Source organism: Cellulomonas xylanilytica (assembly GCF_007989805.1).
GTDB lineage: Bacteria > Actinomycetota > Actinomycetes > Actinomycetales > Cellulomonadaceae > Cellulomonas > Cellulomonas xylanilytica.
In genome coordinates this window covers 36,282-55,935 of the sequence record NZ_BJUB01000013.1, presented here as the reverse complement: position 1 = coordinate 55,935, position 19,654 = coordinate 36,282, and the positions used below count along the sequence as shown (strand labels likewise).

18 protein-coding genes are annotated in these 19,654 nt (G+C 70.5%); 6 read left to right on the top strand and 12 right to left on the bottom strand.

Features of this window, described 5'->3' with window-relative positions; all coding sequences use genetic code 11:
- Window positions 1–65 precede the first annotated feature (65 nt).
- The gene (dnaB, locus tag CXY01_RS18040; protein WP_146930283.1) at window positions 66–2,657 is read left to right on the top strand and encodes a replicative DNA helicase; all 2,592 of its coding nucleotides are present in this window, start codon (window positions 66–68) and stop codon (window positions 2,655–2,657) included.
- Between the two features lie 44 nt (window positions 2,658–2,701).
- On the opposite strand, the gene CXY01_RS18035 is transcribed toward dnaB, so the two are convergent.
- From CXY01_RS18035 to CXY01_RS18025, 3 genes are all read right to left on the bottom strand, one after another.
- Complete coding sequence (locus tag CXY01_RS18035; RefSeq protein ID WP_146930280.1) at window positions 2,702–3,565, bottom strand: class C sortase; 864 nt, start codon at window positions 3,563–3,565, stop codon at window positions 2,702–2,704.
- A gap of 120 nt (window positions 3,566–3,685) precedes the next feature.
- Window positions 3,686–5,209, bottom strand: a complete 1,524-nt coding sequence (locus CXY01_RS18030) for a SpaH/EbpB family LPXTG-anchored major pilin (protein WP_146930277.1) — start codon at window positions 5,207–5,209, stop codon at window positions 3,686–3,688.
- Between the two features lie 88 nt (window positions 5,210–5,297).
- Complete coding sequence (locus CXY01_RS18025) at window positions 5,298–9,524, bottom strand: DUF7933 domain-containing protein (RefSeq protein WP_146930274.1); 4,227 nt, start codon at window positions 9,522–9,524, stop codon at window positions 5,298–5,300.
- Window positions 9,525–10,307: 783 nt separating this feature from the next.
- Between CXY01_RS18025 and CXY01_RS18020 the strand changes: the two genes are divergently transcribed.
- Window positions 10,308–10,490: a hypothetical protein gene (locus tag CXY01_RS18020; RefSeq protein ID WP_146930272.1), complete on the top strand. Its 183-nt coding sequence runs from the start codon at window positions 10,308–10,310 to the stop codon at window positions 10,488–10,490.
- Between the two features lie 150 nt (window positions 10,491–10,640).
- Here the strand turns inward: CXY01_RS18020 and CXY01_RS18015 are convergent, their stop codons facing one another.
- From CXY01_RS18015 to CXY01_RS18005, 3 genes are all read right to left on the bottom strand, one after another.
- Complete coding sequence (locus CXY01_RS18015; protein WP_146930269.1) at window positions 10,641–11,078, bottom strand: protein-tyrosine phosphatase family protein; 438 nt, start codon at window positions 11,076–11,078, stop codon at window positions 10,641–10,643.
- Between the two features lie 246 nt (window positions 11,079–11,324).
- Window positions 11,325–11,528, bottom strand: coding sequence for a hypothetical protein (locus CXY01_RS18010; RefSeq protein WP_146930266.1), 204 nt, complete (start codon window positions 11,526–11,528; stop codon window positions 11,325–11,327).
- A gap of 125 nt (window positions 11,529–11,653) precedes the next feature.
- A complete protein-coding gene (locus CXY01_RS18005) occupies window positions 11,654–12,196 on the bottom strand; it encodes a GNAT family N-acetyltransferase (RefSeq protein ID WP_146930263.1) in 543 nt (180 codons plus the stop codon).
- A 171-nt stretch (window positions 12,197–12,367) separates the two neighbouring features.
- On the opposite strand from CXY01_RS18005, the gene CXY01_RS18000 reads away from it, so the two are divergent.
- Together CXY01_RS18000 and CXY01_RS17995 are read left to right on the top strand one after the other, a co-directional pair.
- On the top strand, window positions 12,368–12,697 hold the full coding sequence (locus CXY01_RS18000) for an ArsR/SmtB family transcription factor (protein WP_146930260.1): 330 nt from the start codon (window positions 12,368–12,370) through the stop codon (window positions 12,695–12,697).
- Window positions 12,694–13,401, top strand: coding sequence for a cation diffusion facilitator family transporter (locus CXY01_RS17995; RefSeq protein ID WP_146930257.1), 708 nt, complete (start codon window positions 12,694–12,696; stop codon window positions 13,399–13,401). The genes CXY01_RS18000 and CXY01_RS17995 overlap by 4 nt, the downstream gene beginning before the upstream one ends.
- Window positions 13,402–13,481: 80 nt before the next feature.
- Here CXY01_RS17995 and CXY01_RS17990 read toward each other — a convergent pair whose 3' ends face one another.
- Window positions 13,482–13,934 carry a hypothetical protein gene (locus CXY01_RS17990; protein ID WP_146930254.1) on the bottom strand — a complete coding sequence of 151 codons (453 nt, stop codon included), beginning with the start codon at window positions 13,932–13,934 and terminating at the stop codon, window positions 13,482–13,484.
- A gap of 459 nt (window positions 13,935–14,393) precedes the next feature.
- Between CXY01_RS17990 and CXY01_RS17985 the strand changes: the two genes are divergently transcribed.
- The gene (locus CXY01_RS17985) at window positions 14,394–15,272 is read left to right on the top strand and encodes a hypothetical protein (protein ID WP_146930251.1); all 879 of its coding nucleotides are present in this window, start codon (window positions 14,394–14,396) and stop codon (window positions 15,270–15,272) included.
- Window positions 15,273–15,530: 258 nt separating this feature from the next.
- Window positions 15,531–15,884 carry a hypothetical protein gene (locus tag CXY01_RS17980; RefSeq protein ID WP_146930249.1) on the top strand — a complete coding sequence of 118 codons (354 nt, stop codon included), beginning with the start codon at window positions 15,531–15,533 and terminating at the stop codon, window positions 15,882–15,884.
- A 37-nt stretch (window positions 15,885–15,921) separates the two neighbouring features.
- On the opposite strand, the gene CXY01_RS17975 is transcribed toward CXY01_RS17980, so the two are convergent.
- From CXY01_RS17975 to CXY01_RS17955, 5 genes are all read right to left on the bottom strand, one after another.
- Window positions 15,922–16,263, bottom strand: a complete 342-nt coding sequence (locus tag CXY01_RS17975; protein ID WP_146930246.1) for an adenosylhomocysteinase — start codon at window positions 16,261–16,263, stop codon at window positions 15,922–15,924.
- Window positions 16,260–17,228 carry a hypothetical protein gene (locus tag CXY01_RS17970; RefSeq protein ID WP_146930242.1) on the bottom strand — a complete coding sequence of 323 codons (969 nt, stop codon included), beginning with the start codon at window positions 17,226–17,228 and terminating at the stop codon, window positions 16,260–16,262. The genes CXY01_RS17975 and CXY01_RS17970 overlap by 4 nt, the downstream gene beginning before the upstream one ends.
- Complete coding sequence (locus CXY01_RS17965) at window positions 17,225–17,809, bottom strand: SigE family RNA polymerase sigma factor (protein WP_146930239.1); 585 nt, start codon at window positions 17,807–17,809, stop codon at window positions 17,225–17,227. The genes CXY01_RS17970 and CXY01_RS17965 overlap by 4 nt, the downstream gene beginning before the upstream one ends.
- Before the next feature lie 102 nt (window positions 17,810–17,911).
- Window positions 17,912–18,358 carry a hypothetical protein gene (locus CXY01_RS17960; protein WP_246125474.1) on the bottom strand — a complete coding sequence of 149 codons (447 nt, stop codon included), beginning with the start codon at window positions 18,356–18,358 and terminating at the stop codon, window positions 17,912–17,914.
- A 171-nt stretch (window positions 18,359–18,529) separates the two neighbouring features.
- Window positions 18,530–19,615 carry a lytic polysaccharide monooxygenase gene (locus tag CXY01_RS17955; RefSeq protein WP_146930236.1) on the bottom strand — a complete coding sequence of 362 codons (1,086 nt, stop codon included), beginning with the start codon at window positions 19,613–19,615 and terminating at the stop codon, window positions 18,530–18,532.
- Window positions 19,616–19,654 lie beyond the last annotated feature (39 nt).

Below are 19,654 nucleotides of genomic sequence, written 5' to 3'. Positions count from 1 at the left end.
CGTGTGGGCGCGGATGTCAGACCCCCCATGGAACATGTGTTCGGACGACGACGGTGGGGATCAGGATGACGATCGAGGAGCTCGAGTACGGCGCGCCGTCGGGTACCAACCGCGGTGGCGGCGGCTACGACCGCACCCCGCCGCAGGACCTCGACGCCGAGCGCAGCGTGCTCGGCGGCATGATGATCTCGAAGGACGCCATCGCCGACGTCGTCGAGCAGATCCGCGGCACCGACTTCTACCGGCCGGCGCACGAGGTCGTGTACGACGCGATCATCGACCTGTACGGCCGCGGCGAGCCGGCCGACGCCATCACGGTCGCCGACGAGCTGACCAAGCGCGGCGAGATCCAGCGCATCGGCGGCGCCCCGTACCTGCACACCCTCATCTCGTCGGTCCCCACCGCCGCGAACGCCGGCTACTACGCGCGGATCGTGCGTGAGCGGTCCGTGCTCCGCAAGCTCGTCGAGGCCGGCACCCGGATCGTCCAGCTCGGCTACGGCACCGACGGCGGCGACGTCGACGAGATCGTCAACAACGCCCAGGCCGAGGTCTACGCGGTCACCGAGCGGCGCTCGTCGGAGGACTACCTGATCCTCGGCGACATCATCGGCGGCGCCGTCGACGAGATCGAGGCCGCCGGCCACCGCGGCGAGGGCATGATCGGCGTCCCGACGGGGTTCTCGGACCTGGACCGGCTGACCAACGGGCTGCACCCCGGACAGATGATCGTGCTCGCGGCGCGTCCCGCCATCGGCAAGGCGCTCGCGCTCGACACGCCTCTGCCCACACCGACGGGCTGGATGACGATGGGCGAGGTCCGCGTCGGCGACGAGCTCCTCGCCGCCGACGGCACGCCGACGCGCGTCGTCGGTGCCACCGAGGTGCTCGTCGGTCGGCCGACCTACCGCGTCACGTTCGACGACGGCAGCGAGATCGTCGCGGACGCTCTGCACCAGTGGGCCACCAGCACCCGGGCCGAGCGCCGACGGAACCAGGGGCTCTCGGCGATCCGCACGACCGAGGAGATCCACGCGAGCGTGCGGTGCGCGACCGCCGACGGCCGCGCCAACCACTCGGTCGCCACGGCCACCGCGCTGCGTCTGCCGGAGGCGGAGCTTCCGATCGACCCGTACGCGCTCGGCGTGTGGCTCGGGGACGGTCACTCGGCCTCGGCGCGCTTCACCAGCGCTGACCCAGAGATCGCCATGCTGATCGAGGGTCGTGGCCTCGTCGCCCGGGAAGCCGGCTCGGCCTCAGGGCCCGCGCGGCTGTACTCGATCCAGCTGCCGGTTGCCATGGTCGGCGAGCGCTCGTGCCAAGTCTGTGGCGCCTCGTTCGTTCCGAGGCGCTCGCACGTCCGCACCTGCGGGCGCTCCTGCGGCGGCAAGGTGAAGACGCTCACCGGCCCGGTGCCCGTGCCGACCTGCCCGGACTGCGGCGTCGAGACGAGCGGCCTCCTTCGGTGCCAGCCGTGCCACGACGCGAACGGGACCGTTCACGGTCGACTTCGCACGCTCGGTGTCCTGGGGAACAAGCACATCCCCGGGGCCTATCTGCGCGCGAGCGAGCAGCAGCGACGCGACCTGCTTGCGGGGCTCCTCGATACGGACGGCACCGTGAACCCGACGGGTTCGCCGCAGATCTCCCTGACCAGCCGACGTCTTGCAGAGGACGTGCGCGAGCTCGTGCACTCGCTGGGATACCGCACGGGATGGTCCACCAAGCGGGTCGCGGGCCGCACCGAGGCCTCGTCGATCGCCTACACGCTGACGTTCACCACGGACGACGAGGTGTTCGCTCTCGAGCGCAAGCGACTCGTCCACAAGGAACGCCGCCGCCAGTCGACCGCGCGTCTGACTCAGCGATTCATCGTGTCCGTCGAGCCGATCGACAGCGTGCCGGTTCGCTGCGTCGAGATCGCACACCCCTCGCACCTGTACCTCGCCGGCCGAGCGATGATCCCGACGCACAACTCGACGATGGGCATCGACATCGCCCGGTCGGCGTCGATCAAGCACAACATGACGTCGGTCGTCTTCTCGCTCGAGATGAGCCGCAACGAGATCACCATGCGTCTGCTGTCCGCCGAGGCGCGTGTGCACCTGCAGAAGTTGCGCAACGGTCAGATGGGTGAGGACGACTGGGCCAAGATCGCCGCGACCATGGGCAAGATCTCCGAGGCGCCGCTGTTCATCGACGACTCCCCGAACATGTCCCTCATGGAGATCCGCGCCAAGTGCCGGCGGCTCAAGCAGAAGCACGACCTCAAGCTCGTGGTCATCGACTACCTGCAGCTCATGTCCTCCGGGAAGCGCGTCGAGTCCCGGCAGCAGGAGGTCTCCGAGTTCTCCCGAGCGCTCAAGCTGCTGGCCAAGGAGCTCGAGGTCCCGGTCATCGCCATCTCCCAGCTGAACCGTGGCGCCGAGCAGCGCACCGACAAGCGGCCGCAGATGAGCGACCTGCGTGAGTCCGGCTCGATCGAGCAGGACGCCGACATCGTCATCCTGCTCCACCGTGAGGACGCCTACGAGAAGGAGTCACCCCGCGCCGGGGAGGCCGACGTGATCGTGGCCAAGCACCGAAACGGCCCGACCGACACGTTGGTCGTGGCGTTCCAGGGGCACTACTCGCGCTTCGTGGACATGCAGGCCTGAGGCGACTGCAATCGAGTTTCGCGTGCCATGTGGCCGAGTTTCCGCTATTCCTGGCCACCCGTGGCGACGGCGGGACGAGCGCGCGATCGTCCGGACCGTTCGACGTACACGCCGGCCGTGACCAGCACGCCGGTGGCGATGAGCACCCACCAGGGGAAGGTCGGGATCTCCGGGCTCTGACCGGCGCTGTCGAGATCGGCCTGCGGCGTGGGGATGACGCGCTCGCCCGTGACCAGGATGCGGTGACTGTTCACGCCGAGCGGCGTGCAGGTCACGAGGGTGAGCAGATCCCGCCCCTCGACCGGGAAGAGGCTCTCCCCGTCCGTGGGCTCGACGACGCGGGTGTCGACGACGCGGTACGTCAGGACCTCTCCGAACACCTCGATGGTGAAGGTGTCCTTCACCTCCACCCTGTCGAGGTGCGTGAACAGCTCCGCGGTCGCGAGGCCGCGATGAGCCGTGAGGACCGAGCGGGTGGACTCCCCGCCCACCGGGAGAGCGGTGCCCTCGAGGTGCCCGACGCCGTGCTCGAGCACGTCCCCGCTCGTGCCGTGGGAGACGGGCAGGTCGACGTCGATCGCCGGGATCTTGAGGCGAGCCATCAGGCCCGTCCTGTCGGCGCGCAGGACGGTGTCGTACTCCCCAGCCGGATCGGGTTCGTCAGCCACCGGCAGGCGCCCGTTCGCGACGAGGTTCGCTCCTCCGCCGACGATGTCCTCGTTGTACGCGCGGGCGCGGTCGAGCTCCTCCTGCAGCTTGGCGGAGCCGAGGTCGGCGACGTCCGCGGTCAGGTCGTCGATGCGCTGCGACTGCTCGTACTGGCTGAACCACGACACGACGGTGGGGAAGAGCAGGAGGCCGGCGCCCAGCACCGCGATCAGGGCGACGAGGAGCGCGATCCACGGCATCCGCCATCCCCCTGTTCGGCGGCTTGCCGGCCTTATGAGCGTCGTCGTCCCGGAGCCGTCCGGGGACGACGAAGGCGGGGGTCCCGAAGGACGCCCCGCCTCCGTCGTCATCACGTCAGGCTACGCGTGCGTGGGTGCGGAGAGCGCACGCCGGCGCGCCACGAGGATCGCGGCACCGAGGGCGATCGCCAGCAGCGCGATGCCACCGGTCTTGAACCACACACCAGCGTCGCCACCCGTGTACGGCAGGAGGAAGTTCGCCACGGACACCTGGGTGTGGTTGAACTCGACGTAGTTCTGCACCGGCGGGACCGTCGACGTCGGACCCGCGACGACCACGGCCTGGACCGGGTTGCTCTGCGGCACGTTGTAGCCGGCGGGCGGCGTGATCTCGCGCACGTAGTAGTTCCCGGGCGTGATGATCGGGATCGCCACGAAGCCGTTGGCGCCGGTCGTCCAGTCGGTGGTGCCGTTGATCGAGACGGGGTTCTGCTGGTTGTTCGCGTCGTTCTGGTTCAGGTACACCTGGTAGACCGCGCCTGCCAGCGGCGTGCGCGGGCCACCGTTGTTGCTCTCGAACGCGAACACGGTGAGCTGACCGATCGGGGTGGTGCCCGTCACCGTCTCCGTGGAGCCGTTGATGTTGGCCGTCGCCGAGTTGGTGATCAGACCGTTCGACGGGATCGACACGGCACGGGTCAGCACGTTGAACGACACCAGACCCCCCTGCAGACCGGTGAGACGGGTCAGACCCGCCGTGGTGAAGGTGAGCACCGACGTCGCGTCCGTCGTCGACGTCGCAGCCGTGCTGACGATGGTGTAGTCCACGCCCGCGACGAAGTTCTGAGCCACCCCCCCGGCGTTCGTCACCGTGACGGTCGACGGCGAGACACCCGCGGGAGGCGTGGCGGGGAACACCAGTGCGCTCGGAACGGTGTCGGTGAGGGTGAACGTCGTGATCGTGTCACCTGCGGCGAGCGTCGGGATGCTCGACGCGATCGACCAGCGGATGAGGTCGGGGTTGCGCGCCTCCTCCGAGTTTGCGGGAGCCGGGACACGCGTCTTCGTCGTCTCGGTGACGGCGTTCTTCGGGTACACGTGCACGTCGTAGACCCACTGGTTGGCCGGAGCGCCGGAGGGTCCGGTCGGCAGCGGCAGCGAGACGAGGAACGGCGCCGTCGCGTTGGTCGCGTCGGCGGGCAGCACCGTCTCCTGCACGTAGAACAGGCCGAGCGGCATCCCGGTCGGGAAGGTCGCGGTACCGTCCGCCGCCGAGGCGGTCGACGTGTACGGCGTGCCGGTCAGCCGCGTCGACGCCGCCTGCGGGCTCAGGCTGTTGGCGATCGCCCAGCCCTCGGGCGTCGTCAGGTCGACACCGGCGACCTGCGTCGCGGTGAAGACGGCGCCGGGGAGCGGCGTGCCGAGGCCGGCCGTGGAGGGGAGCTCCTGACCCGTACCGGCGTTCTGACCGTTGCCCGGCCCGAGCGCGAACTTGTGCACCGTGAGGCTGCGCGGCTGGTCGGGGTCGATGTTGCCGGGCAGGGTGACCGCCTGCGCGGGTGCGACGGCGACCATCGCCGCGCCGGCGGCCAGGACGACGGCGCCGATCGCGGCGGTGAACCGCCTGGTGAAGGACCTGGACATTGTGGCTCCTGCCATGGGTGAGAAGTGGTGTTGCGGGGTGGTCGTTCGGATCTGAGGACGGGGAAGCGCTGGTGGGGTGGTCAACGGCTCACATCACGCTCCCTCCCTTGCGACGACGTCGCTGCCACACGGCGATCGCGATCGCGAGCACCAGCAGCGCCCCTCCGCCGACGACGAAGGCGTCGCTGCTCGTCCCGCCGGTGAGCGGGAGCACAGGGGGCGAGACGGGGGCGTTGACGAAGCGGTAGACCGCGGTCTGCCCGGCCGCCGGGGCCGTGATGGTCGGCGACGTCACCGCGGTCCAGCTGCCGTCCGGCTGACGCACCTCGAGGCGCAGCTGCCGGTAGGCGAGCCGCGCCCCGCTCTGCGCGAGCGCCTCGCTCAGGGTGTAGGTGTGCCCGGGCCGGACGCTGATCGTGCTGGTCGGGTTGCCGAGGGCCGCGTAGTCCGCACCGCTGACGGTCGTCGCGCTCAACCCGCTCAGCGCGGCCGGCGTCGCGGTGAGGTTCCAGGTGGCCGGCACGAACCCCGTCGAGGGGCTCTGCACGTTCTTCAGCAGGGTCAGTGCGGCTGTCGCGTTCGTGACCGTGCAGGTCACGTCGGTCCCGCGGGTCAGGCTCACGTCTCCTGCCGTGGTCACCGGCACGACTGCTCCGGACGCGGTGACGCACGACCAGCCACCCACCTGCACGTAGGTGGCGGGGCCGCCCGTCTCCGACAGCCGGTAGGGGGTCTCCGCCGACACGGTCACCGCGGTGACCGCGCCGCTGCCGCCGGCGCCGCTGGGTCCCGCGAGTGCCGTGGACAGGCTGCGCGTGGCGGCGAGCTGCCACAGCGACGGCGCTGCGCCACCGAAGGAGACGTTCTTGACGAGCGACAGCGTGGCGACCGGCCGGTTGGCGTAGACGCACTCCACGACGCCCCCCGGCGCGACGTCGACGTTGATCGCACCTCGCACCTGGTTGCCGACGGTCGTGACCGTGGTGCTCGCGGCCGTGCCGTTCACCGTGCACACGAGGCTCTGGTAGCGGAATCCCGACTGAGCCGTCTCGGCCACGGTCACGCGGCCGCGTTGCGACGCGCCACCGAAGAGCACCTGCCAGGTGGCGGTCCCGTCCGCTCCGGTGACCTGGGAGGGGTCCCGCGCGGGGAGGACGCTGACGGTGCTGCCGGTGGTGGCGGTGGCTGTGGTCGTCATCGTCCAGCCGGCGGTGGGCGTGCGGTTGCCGCCGCTCCAGTCTTCGACCAGCTTTGTCACGCGCACGGTCGCGAACGGTGCCGGCGAGTTGGTGAAGGTGCACGCGACCCCGACGCTCAGGCGGTTCGGGATGGTGATCGCGGCGGACTTGCTCGTCCCCGTGAGGATCCGCACCCCGTCCGCCCAGCACTCGTAGACGGTGGTGTAGGCGGTCAGCGGGGACACGGAGCCGGTGGCCATGGTCTCGGAGATGGTGACGGACGTGTTGATCTGCACGGGCGTCGGCCCGATCCGTGCGGCCTGGACACCCGTGGCCGTCCCGGTCGTCGTCGCGACGGACGACTCGGCGAGCGGCGACCCGCCCGACAGAGCGAGACGGAACTGGTCGAGGGCGTTCAGCCGGCCGACCACGTTCTTCTCGACCGAGATCGTCGACGGCGACGCGCAGCCGGCAAGGTCGGTGGCGGTGCTCGGTGCCGTCGTGCCGATGGTGGCGCGCGGGCTGTTCGGCACGCGCACCCACGTCACCGGGTCGAACTGGTACGCCGACGTCGCGTTGCCGAGGTAGACGACGCCGGTCGGGGAGAAGGCCATGCCGTTGACCGCCGCCAGGGCGAACCCGGTGTCCGTGCCGCTGAGCGCCCGGCGGACGGTGGCGCTGGCCGGGATCGTGCCGCCGGACGCGGCGAGGAGCGCCTCCCGGGTGACGCTGAACATGCCGACGCTGCTGGAGTCGGCAGCGGTCTGCACGACGTGCAGGTTGCCCTGCGCGTCGAAGGAGATGTCGCCGTTCTCCCCGGTCGTGGTTCCCGTCGCCACCTGTCCGAGGTAGAGGAACCGGCTGCCGTTGTTGAGCGTGGTCGGCGTGTACTCCCACAGCCGCACCGAACCGACCACCGACTTGCCCACCACCAGTCGCCCGTTGATGGGGTCGACAGCACCGGCGATGATCGTGCCGTCGAGCGACGCACCCGTGCGGTCGAGGAAGGACCCCTGGGTGCCCGTGAAGGCCGTGCGCGTGCCCTGGAGCGCGCTGCCGACGATGGCGTAGTTGATGATGCCGCCGGCGTTGACGCCGTTGGTGCCCGTGCGGTCGATGGCCATGGCGCGCGTGCCGTCGCCGTTGACGCCGAGGGCGTTGACGTCGGTCGCACCGGTCACGGCGCCGACGAGCTGCGTCGGCGCGGCGGTGCTGGTGGAGCTCACCTGCACGATCGACCCGTCCGTGCGGACGGCGTAGTAGTACGTGCCGTCGCAGTAGAGGCTCGCCGTCTGCGGGGTGTTGGTGAAGGTGCAGACGATCTCGGCGCCTGCCTCGTTCGGGACGGTGATCGGGCCCGAGATCGAGGTACCCGTGGCGATCGTGGTCGTGCCCCGCAGGCACTGGTAGCTCGTCGTGTAGGTGTTCAGCGTGGCCGTGGAGACGATGGTCTCGGAGATCGTGTAGACGCTCCCGCGCGTGACGTTGACCGGCCCGACCTGCGCGGTCTGGAGCCCGGTGGTGGCCCCCGTCGTGGTGGCCGTCGCGACCTCGGTCGCACCGAGGCTCAGAGCGAGGCGGAACTGGTCGCCGACGGTGGCTCGCCCCGTCACGTTCTTCCGGATCGTGATGCGAGCCGGCGCCTCGGCGACGAACGTCGCGCTCTCGGGGGCGTTGAGCACGGTCGTGACGTTGGCCGGACCGTTCACGAACGTGCCGGGGGCGGGCGCCACCACGTTGACGGTGATGGTGCAGCTCACCGCGTTGGCCGCGAGGTCGCCCCCGGTGACGACGACCGAGGTGGCGCCGGCTCCGGCCTGCACGGAGAACGCCGTGCCGGTGACGTTGGCGCACGTGCCGCCGACCGCCGGCGTCGGGGCGACGACGAGACCCTGCGGCAGGGCATCGGTGAAGTTCCAGTCGGTCTTGGCGGCCAGCTCGGCCGTGTTCGTGACCGTGAACGTCAGCGTCGTCGGCGTGCCCGCCGTGCCGACGTCGGTCGCGAAGGCCTTGTCGAGGCTCGGTGTCGCATCGACGATCCGCAGGTTGTCGATCGCGACGTCGTTGCCGTCGGAGGCGGAGATCTGGTTGCTGACGCGGATCCGCGCCTGCGCGGCCTGCGTCGCGGTGAGCCGGACGGCCCTGTCCGTGAAGAACCGGCCCGCGCGCACCGACGTCTCGGTGCCGAACCCGCCCGTCAGGGTGGGCGAGGTGTAGCGACCGCCGGTGACGTTGCAGGCGATGACCGGCGCCGCGGTGAGGGGTGACACGGTCGTCCCGACGACCAGGGCGACGTCGAGCCGCGAGTTGTTGTTGACCCCGCCCGGCCGGGCCGAGCACGAGTCCTCCGCGACGTCGACGGACGCCGCGTAGTAGCGGTCGGCGGTGGCGGTCAGGCCGACGGCGGCTGCGGACTCGATGAGCGTCTGGTTCGCCGTCGTCGTGCCACCCGTCATCGTCAGCGCGGCGACGGCCCGGTTCGCCTGGGACCCGGAAGCACCCGAGGTGGAGCCGTTGACCGGTGTGGTGTTGGTGGTGCCGCCGACCACGCCGAGGCGGTACTGGCCGAGGACGTCGGCCATGCGTCGCACCTGGTTACGGGGCACGACGTCGGTCGCGGCGCCGCAGAAGCCGGTCGCCGGGAACGTCGCCGTGTAGTTCACGATCACGCCGTTGCAGTTGGTGTAGCTCAGCCAGAAGGCCGCCGCGGTGTACCGGTTGGAGGCGTAGGTGCCGAGCTGCGCCGGCGTCGCGCTCCCCTCGAAGTCCTCGAGCCAGAGCTGGGCGGGCGCTTCGGGGACGCCCGCGGCGAGGACCGAGACGTCGGAGGCCGCCGCCAGGGCGGACGTCGCCTGGCGAGAGCTCTCACCCGGCGCCGGCGCCTCGGGACCGCTCGGCTCGGACGCAGTCGGCTCCGCCGCCGGTGCCGTGACGGTCGGAGACGCTTGCTCGGCATCCTCGAGGACCGGCCGCGGTGTCGGCTCGGGAGTTGGAGGGGGCGTCGCGGGCGACGGGTCCGGTGACGACGATGCAGAAGGCTCGGGTGCGTCCGTAGGCGGGACGGTCGCGGACGCCGCTCCGGGGGCAGCGCCGCTCAGTGCCAGGACGACGACTGTTGTTGTGGCGGCCGCAGTCATCCCGATACGGCGGATCGCATCGCGACGAGCGCCGCTGGTCAAGCGAAAGAACAACTGCGGCCCCCCCGGAACGCACGATCAGCACGACTACGGCGCTCGACTCTGGGAGAGCGCGTGATCGGGACATCAAGAACTCGACACCGGAATTGCACCTTTTCTGCGCAACGCCGTTCATGCTGGCGCTCATATCACCACAGGATCGTCACCGAGGCACCCCGAGAGGGGCTGAAGTGAGTCGCGGACGGTATTCTGTCCGGAATTCGGTGGAGATGCCGGAATCATGGTGATGAATGCCGGTGGAGACCGGATTCGAGCGGGTCGCCGCGACTCCGCGCCATCCCCGCGCGGCCTGCGTCCACCGCGCACGGCCCGATCCGCACGAGCGCGGGACTGACCGTGACGCTGGTCCTCGACCCCCGCCGAGAGCGCCCTGTCGGCCCTGTCGATTGCGTCGTCCTTCGCCCTGCTGGCGGCGAAGACCCCCCTCGGGCTGCTGTGCCGTACGTCGACCGAACGTCGCTGTGGACGCCCTGTCGACGGACGTAGCCTGCAGGGGAGCCGGGAATGCACGCCGTAGCTCGACACCACCACGACGCCTCTCCTGTCGAGATGCGAGTGTCGAGATGCGCGCGACAGATTGCCCCGACCTGAGCGTTGTGCTCGGCTCCGCCGACGCTGTGCCCGACGGGTCAGTCACGCTGGCGTCGGTTGCCGGCAGCACGACGCGCGGCGCCCCAGGCGGTCACCGAGTGCGCCTGGCCGTCGGCGGAGAGAGGATGCATCGTGAAGGAATGGCTTCCACCTCTGGCTGCCGTGGTCGGAGGCACCGTCGGCTGTATTGGCGGATTCCTTGTCGCGGCGGCCTTCAGTCTCGATGATCTTGCCTTCTTCGCGGCCATGGCTGGGCCGGCTCTGCTCCTCGGGTTTGCCGCGGCCAGCATGGTGAAGCGTCGCCTCACGCCCTAGGCGCGCCAGGACGGGTCGGGTAGGCAGAGTATCCAGGCCGATTTGTTGAGACATCTTGCATCTCGACAATGCGAGGTGCAAGACAACTCGAGAATCAGGTTGCGTTGTTTCCGTTGCCGCCTCCGATGTGTGCCCGATGGACGACCGCCGTCATCGGGAGAGAGCGGCGCTACGGACGAAACGGCGCTGCCAGGGCGTCTCAACCGCTTGTGGTCGGTAGTTGGCGCGCACCCACCGGACTGCGTCCCGCTCCGGCACCCCCGCGTAGCGGGCGAGGAGAGCGATCGCCGTGCCAGTCCGGCCGGTGCCGCCATCGCAGCCGATCTCGACCTTCGACGAGGCCGAGCGCTCGTAGGCGTCCGCGATCGCGGCAAGCGCATCCGAGGGCGAGCGCGGCAGGCGGAAGTCGGGCCAGCAGACCCAGCGCGACTCCCAACCCTCCTCGTGGTGCGGCGTAGCGGTGAGATAGAGCCCGAAGTCGGGCAGCTCCGGCCCCGCCGGCGGCCCGGCAGCCAAAGCCCGCCCGCGGACGCGGCGTCCGTCCGGCAGCTCGACAACACCCGTCGTGATCGTGCTCCAGCCGCTCATGGACACACTCTGTCGTTTGCCTGGCGGGCCCGAGTGCCCGTACCGGTCATTCGACATCCCTGTCGGTCGACGCGCACAGCACCGAGACTGCGACCGCTGGCCGTACAGGCGGCCCTGCTGTGCCCGCCGGCTCAGTTCTCGACCCGATCCGTCAGAGGACGACGCTTGATCGCAGCCACGCTGTCGCGCGCCGGAGGTGTCCCGACGTGGATGCGGACGAGATTCTGCAGGACGTGGTACGAGCCCCTACCGCCGGCGCGAACTCCCCCCACGCCCCCGCCAGCCGCCGTTCACCGGCGACGATCCGCCGACTCCTCCCAGGTGCAGCGCGAGGAAGAACAGACCGGCGAACATCAGCGTCTGGGGGGTCAGAGCGTCCCCGACGTTCGCCTCGACGAGGTCGAGGAGCAGGGCGAGGGCGAAGATCGCGGCAGCGACGAGCGCGAGCATGGGCACTCCAGGGGAAGGGGTCCGGCGAGCCTGCCGGAAGGGGTGATGCTTCCGGTGATTCGGAAGCACCCGGATCATGGCCCACGGTCACGACGACCGCTAGTTGGAGAAGGGCCTCGAGGGACTCAGCCGGTCGCTGTCGGCGGTGTCCACCTGCCGAACCACTGCTCGGCGTCGTATGCCTCGAACCGCTCGACCTCGACGAACCCCAGCCTCGCTGCCAGGCGCATCGACGGCGCGTTCGCGCTCTGGGTGACGAGCACGACGGCTTCACCGGGAAGTGCGCCGGCCAACCAGCTGAGTGCGGCGTCGCACGCTTCGGTGGCGTATCCCCGTCCCCATGCCTCCGGGAGAAGGAGGTACCCGAGGTCCACGTTGCCCGCCGCCTGGCGAACCTCGTAGTCGACGTCGCGGCGTTCGAGCTGAACGATGCCGACCATTGCTCCGTCGACGTCGATCACGAAATGACCGGGACGCCCCTGCGGAGCCGCTGGGAGCGCGCGTTCGACCGCCTCACGCGATCGTGCTCCGCCCGCGTAGGTCCCGACGTCGGGTGATGTGTACAGCTCGACGAAGGCCGCGCGATCGCGCGCCTCCGGCGGCCGGAGCAGGAGTCGATCGGTGGCGATCGGTCCGGGTGGCCACGTGACGCGCCCAAGCTCTGCCATGCCCCGACAGTACGTACACGGCCGTGACGGTGCGCTCGACGCCCTGCACGGTGCCCACTCCTCCTGTGGCTGCCCACCGGTACGTGGATCGGTTGCTGGGGGAACCGAGCGCTCGAGCGACGGGCAAGTACACCTTCCGCTGAATACAGCGTGTCATGTACGGTCGCGCTCATGGAGACGGCCACGCTCACGCACACCTCTGCACTCGCCCGACTGGGTCACGCCCTGTCCGACGAGACGCGCACCCGGATCTTGCTGACTCTTCGGGAGGCTCCGGCGTACCCGTCGGACCTGGCGGACGCGCTGGGCGTCTCACGGCAGGTGATGTCGAACCAGCTTGCCTGCCTGCGCGGCTGTGGCCTGGTCGAGTCGATCCCGGACGGCCGGCGGACGTGGTACCGGCTGGCGGACCCGCACCTGGCGTCCGGGCTCGGTGACCTGCTGCAGCTGGTGCTCGCAGTCGACCCGACGTGCTGCGGCCCGGACTGCAGCTGCGCATGAGCAGCATCTCGATCGGTCCCCGTCCCTTGGCACCGGACCGTCGCGCCCTGCTCGAGCGGCGGATCCGCTGGGTCGTGGCCGCGACCATCGCTTACAACGTCATCGAGGCTGTCATCGCCCTGGTGGCGGGCCGGCTCGCCTCCTCGTCGGCGCTGATCGGGTTCGGGCTGGACTCGATCGTGGAGGTGCTGTCCGCGGCTGCGATCGCGTGGCAGTTCTCCGCCCCGAACCCGCACACCCGGGAGCGCGCCGCGATGCGGACCATCGCGCTGTCCTTCTTCGGCCTGGCGGCGTTCGTCACCGTCGACGCGACCCGCACGCTGCTGAACGCGACCGAGCCGGAGCACTCCACCGTCGGGATCATCCTGGCCGCAGTCAGCCTCGCCGTGATGCCGGTCCTCTCCTGGTTCGAGCGCCGGACCGGGCGTGAGCTCGGGTCCGCCTCCGCGGTCGCCGACTCCCAGCAGACCCTCATCTGCACCTACCTGTCCGCAGTCCTGCTCGTCGGCCTCGTGCTGAACAGCACGCTGGGCTGGTGGTGGGCCGACCCCATCGCCGCTGTGGTGATCGCCGCGTTCGCGATCCGCGAGGGGATCGAGGCCTGGAAGGGCGAGGCGTGCTGCACACCGGTCTCCCAGCTCGTCGGCGGCGACAAGGCGCACTGCGACGACCAGCACTGCGACGACGGCTGCTGCGACGACTGACCGCGCACCTGGACACCAGGTGCGTCGCGCGGCCTTGGTCGGCTCGCGAGAGGTCGGCCAGGCCGAACGGGTGGGTCTCACTAGTCCAGCTCGACCCAGGCGTCATCCTCGAGGACGGCGACCTCGAGCGGCAGGGTGACGTCCTCGAGTGCGAGACAGATCGCGGCCCAGCCCGAGGGTGCGACGAGCCGGACGCGCCACGTCCCGCCGGGAACCCGAGCTCGCAGGCCTCGGATCCCAGGAGCGCACGCGAGGGCGTAGTGCAGCCGCGGCCCTCGGCCGTACGCAGCGTCTACCGATCCGCGCATGCGCGTGTGGTCATGCCGGTTGACCACCTGGGGGACGAAAGTCTCTCCGGTGACCGGGTGTGCGATGACGACGACCAGCCAGCCCGTGGCCCTGTCGGCGACCAGCGAGAGGGCACACCCCGCGGTTCGGTCGCCGGCGACGAGGTCCGCCGTGCTCGGGTCGGCTGCTGTGGCGCGGGCAGCCGGGAAGTCGATGGCGTCCCAGTCTGGAGCGGCGCTGTCCATGCCGAAGTGTGGTCGCTCGCCTCGGCTCACGTCGATGCTGGATGCCCTCGTCGAGCGCCTGCGAATCGCTACGGCCGCAGGCTCCCGTCAGCGCGATCGATGCGTGACTCGACCAGTCCTCCTTCCCACGCCAGGCACGCACCACGGTCGTCGCTGCAGCGAGGTCGAGCATCGACGACGTCGTGTGGCGGACGAGACGCCCGCGGTCGTCGGCGGCTCTACGGTGAGTTCGTGACTGGCAGCGGCGACCTCATGGCCGGGCCGCGTGGGCGGCGCCTGTGCCTCGAGGTCGCGGCGGCCCTCGCGCGTGTGACCGCCGGGCCGGCGGCTCAGGAGTACCTTCACGCGGCGTTCCTCTCGGCTCACCACCTCGATCCAGGCTCCGGCACCTCGCGGGTGATCCTGCGCGCCGGATCCGGTGGACCGGAGGGAGCAGAGCGGACGCCCACACCTGCGGACGTGGCCCGGTTCCTGGATGCCGTGCCACTGGGCGAGCTCAGCACCGACATCCTGCTCGTCGGATTGACCGCGGCGGTCGACAGTGCGCGCTATTGGCAGGAGCCGGACGGCGAGGACGTGCTCGCCGCCACCCCGCACGTGCACGGCGCGCTGTCCCGGGTCGCTGCCCGCATCGCCTCGTTCGGCCCGCCCGCGTGGTGGTCGGCACCGATCGACCGCACGGCGCAGGCGTGTGTCGTCTTCGATGACCCTGCGTCGCCGACCAACCCCTCTGATCAGGTTGCCGACCGGGTCCTGTCTCGCTGGCGGGACGCCACTCGTGAGGAGGAGGCCAGGGCGCAGCGCGAACGGCCCGCTGACCCACGAGCTGCCTTCGGCGGAACGTGGTGGTCCACCCCGCCGCGCGATCTGACGCGAACCACGCGAAGTGTCGACCCGTACGGGCCTGTCGGGCTCCGGCTGGTCGAGGACGCCTACGGCTGGGACCAGGCCTTGGTGCGATGGGTCGCCACTCCGGCAGAGGCCACCGTCTACGAGGTGGACGGGCCCGAGGCGTGGGCGCTGCTCTGCCGGCGCTTTCCTCTCGAGGGCACCGCATCCCGGCGCCACGACTGGTTCCGCACCACCGGCGTCACCGACCGCTGGGTGGTCCCTGACTGGGCGCGCGCGGCGGCCCACGTCGACGCAGTCCACGTGACGACCGCCGGCTACCTCAGCACGGCCGGTCGAGCAGTCGCAGTCGAGCCAGGCACCAGCTCGGTCCTGGCCGGCTGGAACCCGGATGAGACGTTCTGGTTCACCACTCCGCCGCCAGCACCCGAGGTCGACCAGCGATGGCACCGCGTCGATGACGACAGCTGGCAGGTGAACCGGCGCTGACGAGCGGAGAAATGCACGGCATGCCGGTGTCCCCGCGAACGCTTCTTTTCACTGGCCCCGACGGCCGGTCGAGACGGCAGCAAGTCAGCGGAATGGCGCTCAGTGGCGCTCGATCTGTCATGCATCTCGACATGACTCTGTCTATTCGCCCGGTCGCTGCTGCGCCGGCCGGAATGAGTCCGCGAGCGTCACACGGTGCTGGGCGTTAGCGTTTCCACGCGCGCCCGCCCGGGTGCATTCGCCGTCCGGAGGTTCGTCTTGAAGGTCAGGAAGAGGTCGGCCGTCGCGGCCGCCGCCATCTCGCTGCTCATGGTCATGATCGCCACACCCGCGCAGGCCGCAGACTTCACCATCCACTCCACGACGTGGAAGTCCAGCGTCTACTACAACGACTCGGCCAACACGCTGCGCCTGTGCGACGTCGTCGACCGTGACGGCGACGGCGCCCACATCAGCACCTCGCTCGGGCACTCGACGTGGGTCTACAACGGTTGCACGTGGCTCCAGAACATCCCCGACGGGGTTCGGCTGGAGGTCGACGTGTGCGACTGGATCTACATGACCTCCAACCGGAACGCCTGGTACTGCCAGAGGATCACGGTGACCGCCTGACGGACGCCCCGCCTCCACGGCGCCGATGGTCTGGCTCTCAGGCGTACATCGACTCGATGAACGCGGTGTGGTCCTCGAGGACGTAGAGCACGGAACCGCGGCACGCCGATCCGTCGAGCGTGATGTCCCGCTGGCCGGTGGCGGTGACCAGGACGGCGGTGCCGAGGCAGTCGTCCATGCGCACCACCTCGCGGTGCCCGGGTTGGACCGTGAGCTCGTGGAGCTCGTCGACGAACTCCACGGTGACGGCGACGTCGCTGTCGTTGATGACGGCGAAGCCGTCGGTGCTGCGATCTGAGCACGACGACGCGCTCACTGCCGAGACGGCTGCCAGGACGCTGAGCACGAGAGCACCCGGCCGTCGGCGGATCGCGGTCATCCGTGCTCGGCGACGTAGATGCGTGCGCGGCGCAGGGACTCGTCGAGGGTCGCGCGCATGGCCGTGAGCTCGCCGCGGTGGGCGGCGATGTAGGGGGCCTGCACGTCGGCCTGCAGCCGGGCGAGCCGTTCGATGTAGTCGACGTCGGCCTTGCACTGGGCGTCGATCACCGCGGTAGCGACACCGGGCGGTTGCTGTCCGGTGCCGTCGGAGACACCCCACGGGCTGCCCGACTCGTCCCTCTGCAGCCCGTGGGCGACCAGGCACTCCTCCCAGTCCTGGAAGACCGCTCGGCCAGCCTCGCTCTCGAACACCTGCTCCTCGAAGCGGGGGGTGGCCCCGCTGATGCTGAGCTGGGTCGTGGGCCAGAACTGCTTGACGTCGGGCGTCGCGTTGCAGCCCTCGAGGATCGCCATCTGCTCGTCGGTCGTCGTGCCCTGGTCGCCGCCTGCGGCCTGCCACGCGGCCATCGCCGGCGTCGTCGGCACGTCGTACCCGAACACCTCGACCTGTGGCATCCACCAGATGCCGTACCGCCGGTCGTAGGGGATGTCCCCGCCGCTGGACTGCTCGGGGATGTCGTACCCCCGCTCTGCGGCGCAGGCGCGCATCGCCAGCGCGCTCGCACGGCTGACCTCGGACTGCTCGGACTCGCTGAGGCGGTAGCGGTCCCACGGCAACGTGATGGTTCCGTTGGTCGTGTCGACGACGACCTCGAAATCCTCCGGCTGCGTCGCCGGGGGCACGTCGGCATTCCGGCGCACCTCCTCCATGAGGGCTGGTGCCGCCAACCCCAGGCCCACGACGCCGCACAGCACCAGGGCCGAGGTCCGCAACGCCCGACGCCGCTGTGCACTCCGGCTGGCGTGCAGGACCTGCTCGGGCTGCGCGTCGGAGTGGAGGTCGTCGATGTGGATCGCGGAGCGCAGCCGGGCGGCGTACTGCTCCTCCGTCGTGAGCGTCATGAGTCCTCCGACCGCGTCTCGTCGAGCGTGCGCCGCAGCTGAGCCAGTCCCCGCGCTGCCGATGACTTCACGGTCCCCACCGGCATCTCCAGCTCGGCGGCGACCTCCGCCTCCGACAGCTCCAGGAGGTGCCGCAGCACGACCACGCGACGCTGCTTGATCGGCAGCAGGAGCAACGCCCGCACCACTGCGTCACGGTCGTCGACGGACTTCGTCGACGACCGGGTCGTCGCGTCCGGTTGCTCGAGCCCGGTGAGCACCTCTCGTCGGGTGCGTCGCCAGGTGTCGATGCGTTGGTTGGCCAGGATCCGCCGTGCCCAGACGAGAGGGTCGCCGCGTCGGGCGCTGCGCCAGGTCCGCCAGGTCTTCTCGAAGGTCTGCTGGGTCAGGTCCTCGGCGCGGTGCCGGTCCCCGCAGAGCAGGTACGCCATCCGGAACAGCGGATCACGAGCTGCGGCGACGAACGCGACGAACTCGTCTTCGTAGGTGGCACCGGTGGCCACCACGACCCAGTCCGCACCATCGTCGTGCTGACGCGCGGGGTCGCCCTCGGCGAGCACCGCTGAGGCGTCCCCGGTCATCGTCACACCCTCAACACGCAGCATCTCGGCGAAAGGTTCCACCCCGGGCGAGTGGTCCTCCGTGTGCTGACGAACGTCACCGGAACCGGCGCGGGCACTGGACTAGGCCGCCCGGGCGCGACGGCGGCTCGCCACCAGCGACATGACCGTCGCCAGGACGGTCGATCCGGCGGCCACCCCGAACGCGACGAGCACCGCCCCGACGCCCCACAGCCCCGTCTCGTCGCTGCTCGCCGTGACCGAGAAGGCGGTCGTGAACGCCACGGTCGCGGTGAGCACCGTCCACCACGGCCCGAGCACCAGGGACCCGAGCACGACGACCGCCGCGAGGCTGAGCACGCACCCCAGCACCTGCCACGCCTCGTAGGGCCCGCTCGCGACGCCCGTCGCCGGGTCGACCTGGTACGTGGTGTCCCACCCGAACCACGCGAACCAGCACGCGGCGCTCAGCACCGCGACCAGCGCGGTGCGCCACGCGGCCGACGCCCTCCCGCGCGGCGCAGCGCCACCCGGCAGGCTCTGCTCCGGTCCGCCTGTCGACGATGTCACGACCCGACTCCGATCCGTCCCGCGGTCGGGGCCATCTCCCGCTGCCGCTCCTGAGCGGGGGCCGTACGCGCACCACCCGAAGACGGGACGGTACGGGAGCGCAGGCCCTCGGCCGTCACAGCTGGACGCGCAGGGCCGCCCGTCCGGAAGGACGAGCGGCCCTGCGGTGCGTCAGAGTGCCGTGCAGGCGACGGCCGGGTTGCCGTTGCTGCCCGACCACGAGCCGTTGAACCCGAAGGTCGTGCTGGCGTTCGCCGCAAGGCTGCCGTTGTAGGACAGGTTGCTCGCCGTGGTCGCGGACCCGCTGGAGGTGGCGCTGGCGTTCCAGATGTTGGTGATTCGCTGACCGTTGGGCCACGTCAGCGACACCTGCCAGCCCTTGATCGGGGCCGTGCCGGCGGTGACCCTCACCTCGCCGCTGAAGCCGCTGCCCCACTCACCGTGCTTCGCGTAGCTCGCGGTGCATCCACCCGTCCCGGCGGGCGTCGGCGTCGGCGTGACCGTCGGCGTCGGGGTCGCCGTGGGGGTCACGGTCGGCGTCGGGGTGGGCGTCGCAGTCGGAGTGGGCGTCGGGGTCGGGGTGGGCGTGGTCCCGCCGCCGAGCTGGATGTCGCTGCACTGGTAGTACGGCTGGTCGAGGTGGCTGGCCTGCCAGATGGTGAAGAGGACGTGGTGGCCCGTGCGGTCACGCGGGATGCTCACGTCGGTGACGTACGGGCTGGACGGGGCGTACCGGCCGGTCGTCTTGATGAGCTCCAGGTCGGACCAGTCGAGCTGCTCGGTCGTGGGGTCGTAGCCCTGCTTCGTGACGTAGATCTTCAGGTAGTCCGCGCCGTGGTTCGACGGGTCGGTCAGCGTCAGCGGGAAGTCGTACGGCTTGGGGGTGGTCTTCCAGGGGCCGGGCACGTCGGCGGCGGCGTAGATGGGGTTGTCGGCCGAGCAGAGCTTGCCGTTCGGGACCGACTGCTCGTGGCGGCCCGCGGCGCCCTCCTTGAAGATGCCGTTCCAGTTCCACATGGCGTTGGGGTTCGCCTGCCAGGCGGCCCAGCACGCGGGGTCCTGTGTCGCCATCGCCGGGTTGGTGTGGCCGGAGCTCCACCGTTCCCAGCAGCCGTAGATGCGGGTGGGCGGGTCGGTCACGGCGCCGTGGGCGGACGCCGGTGTGGCCAGGATGGCGACGCCCACGAGCGTCGCGGCTCCGACCGCGAGCGTGGACAGCGCGGCGGTCACGCGGCGGAGCGGTGAGATGCGGGTCATGAGTCCCTCTCCAGGGCTAGGGCTGCCGGGATGTACAGG

What these genes read in the sequence shown, in the direction of transcription:
- CXY01_RS17970 (WP_146930242.1), bottom strand. Translation starts at nt 17,228, where the DNA reads ATGACGCTCACGACGGAGGAGCAGTACGCCGCCCGGCTGCGCTCCGCG.
- CXY01_RS17965 (WP_146930239.1), bottom strand. Translation starts at nt 17,809, where the DNA reads ATGACCGGGGACGCCTCAGCGGTGCTCGCCGAGGGCGACCCCGCGCGT.
- CXY01_RS18015 (WP_146930269.1), bottom strand. Translation starts at nt 11,078, where the DNA reads ATGAGCGGCTGGAGCACGATCACGACGGGTGTTGTCGAGCTGCCGGAC.
- CXY01_RS18035 (WP_146930280.1), bottom strand. Translation starts at nt 3,565, where the DNA reads ATGCCGTGGATCGCGCTCCTCGTCGCCCTGATCGCGGTGCTGGGCGCC.
- CXY01_RS17990 (WP_146930254.1), bottom strand. Translation starts at nt 13,934, where the DNA reads ATGGACAGCGCCGCTCCAGACTGGGACGCCATCGACTTCCCGGCTGCC.
- CXY01_RS17995 (WP_146930257.1), top strand. Translation starts at nt 12,694, where the DNA reads ATGAGCAGCATCTCGATCGGTCCCCGTCCCTTGGCACCGGACCGTCGC.
- CXY01_RS18005 (WP_146930263.1), bottom strand. Translation starts at nt 12,196, where the DNA reads ATGGCAGAGCTTGGGCGCGTCACGTGGCCACCCGGACCGATCGCCACC.
- CXY01_RS18000 (WP_146930260.1), top strand. Translation starts at nt 12,368, where the DNA reads ATGGAGACGGCCACGCTCACGCACACCTCTGCACTCGCCCGACTGGGT.
- CXY01_RS18025 (WP_146930274.1), bottom strand. Translation starts at nt 9,524, where the DNA reads ATGACTGCGGCCGCCACAACAACAGTCGTCGTCCTGGCACTGAGCGGC.
- CXY01_RS18030 (WP_146930277.1), bottom strand. Translation starts at nt 5,209, where the DNA reads ATGTCCAGGTCCTTCACCAGGCGGTTCACCGCCGCGATCGGCGCCGTC.
- dnaB (WP_146930283.1), top strand. Translation starts at nt 66, where the DNA reads ATGACGATCGAGGAGCTCGAGTACGGCGCGCCGTCGGGTACCAACCGC.
- CXY01_RS17955 (WP_146930236.1), bottom strand. Translation starts at nt 19,615, where the DNA reads ATGACCCGCATCTCACCGCTCCGCCGCGTGACCGCCGCGCTGTCCACG.
- CXY01_RS17975 (WP_146930246.1), bottom strand. Translation starts at nt 16,263, where the DNA reads ATGACCGCGATCCGCCGACGGCCGGGTGCTCTCGTGCTCAGCGTCCTG.
- CXY01_RS18010 (WP_146930266.1), bottom strand. Translation starts at nt 11,528, where the DNA reads ATGCTCGCGCTCGTCGCTGCCGCGATCTTCGCCCTCGCCCTGCTCCTC.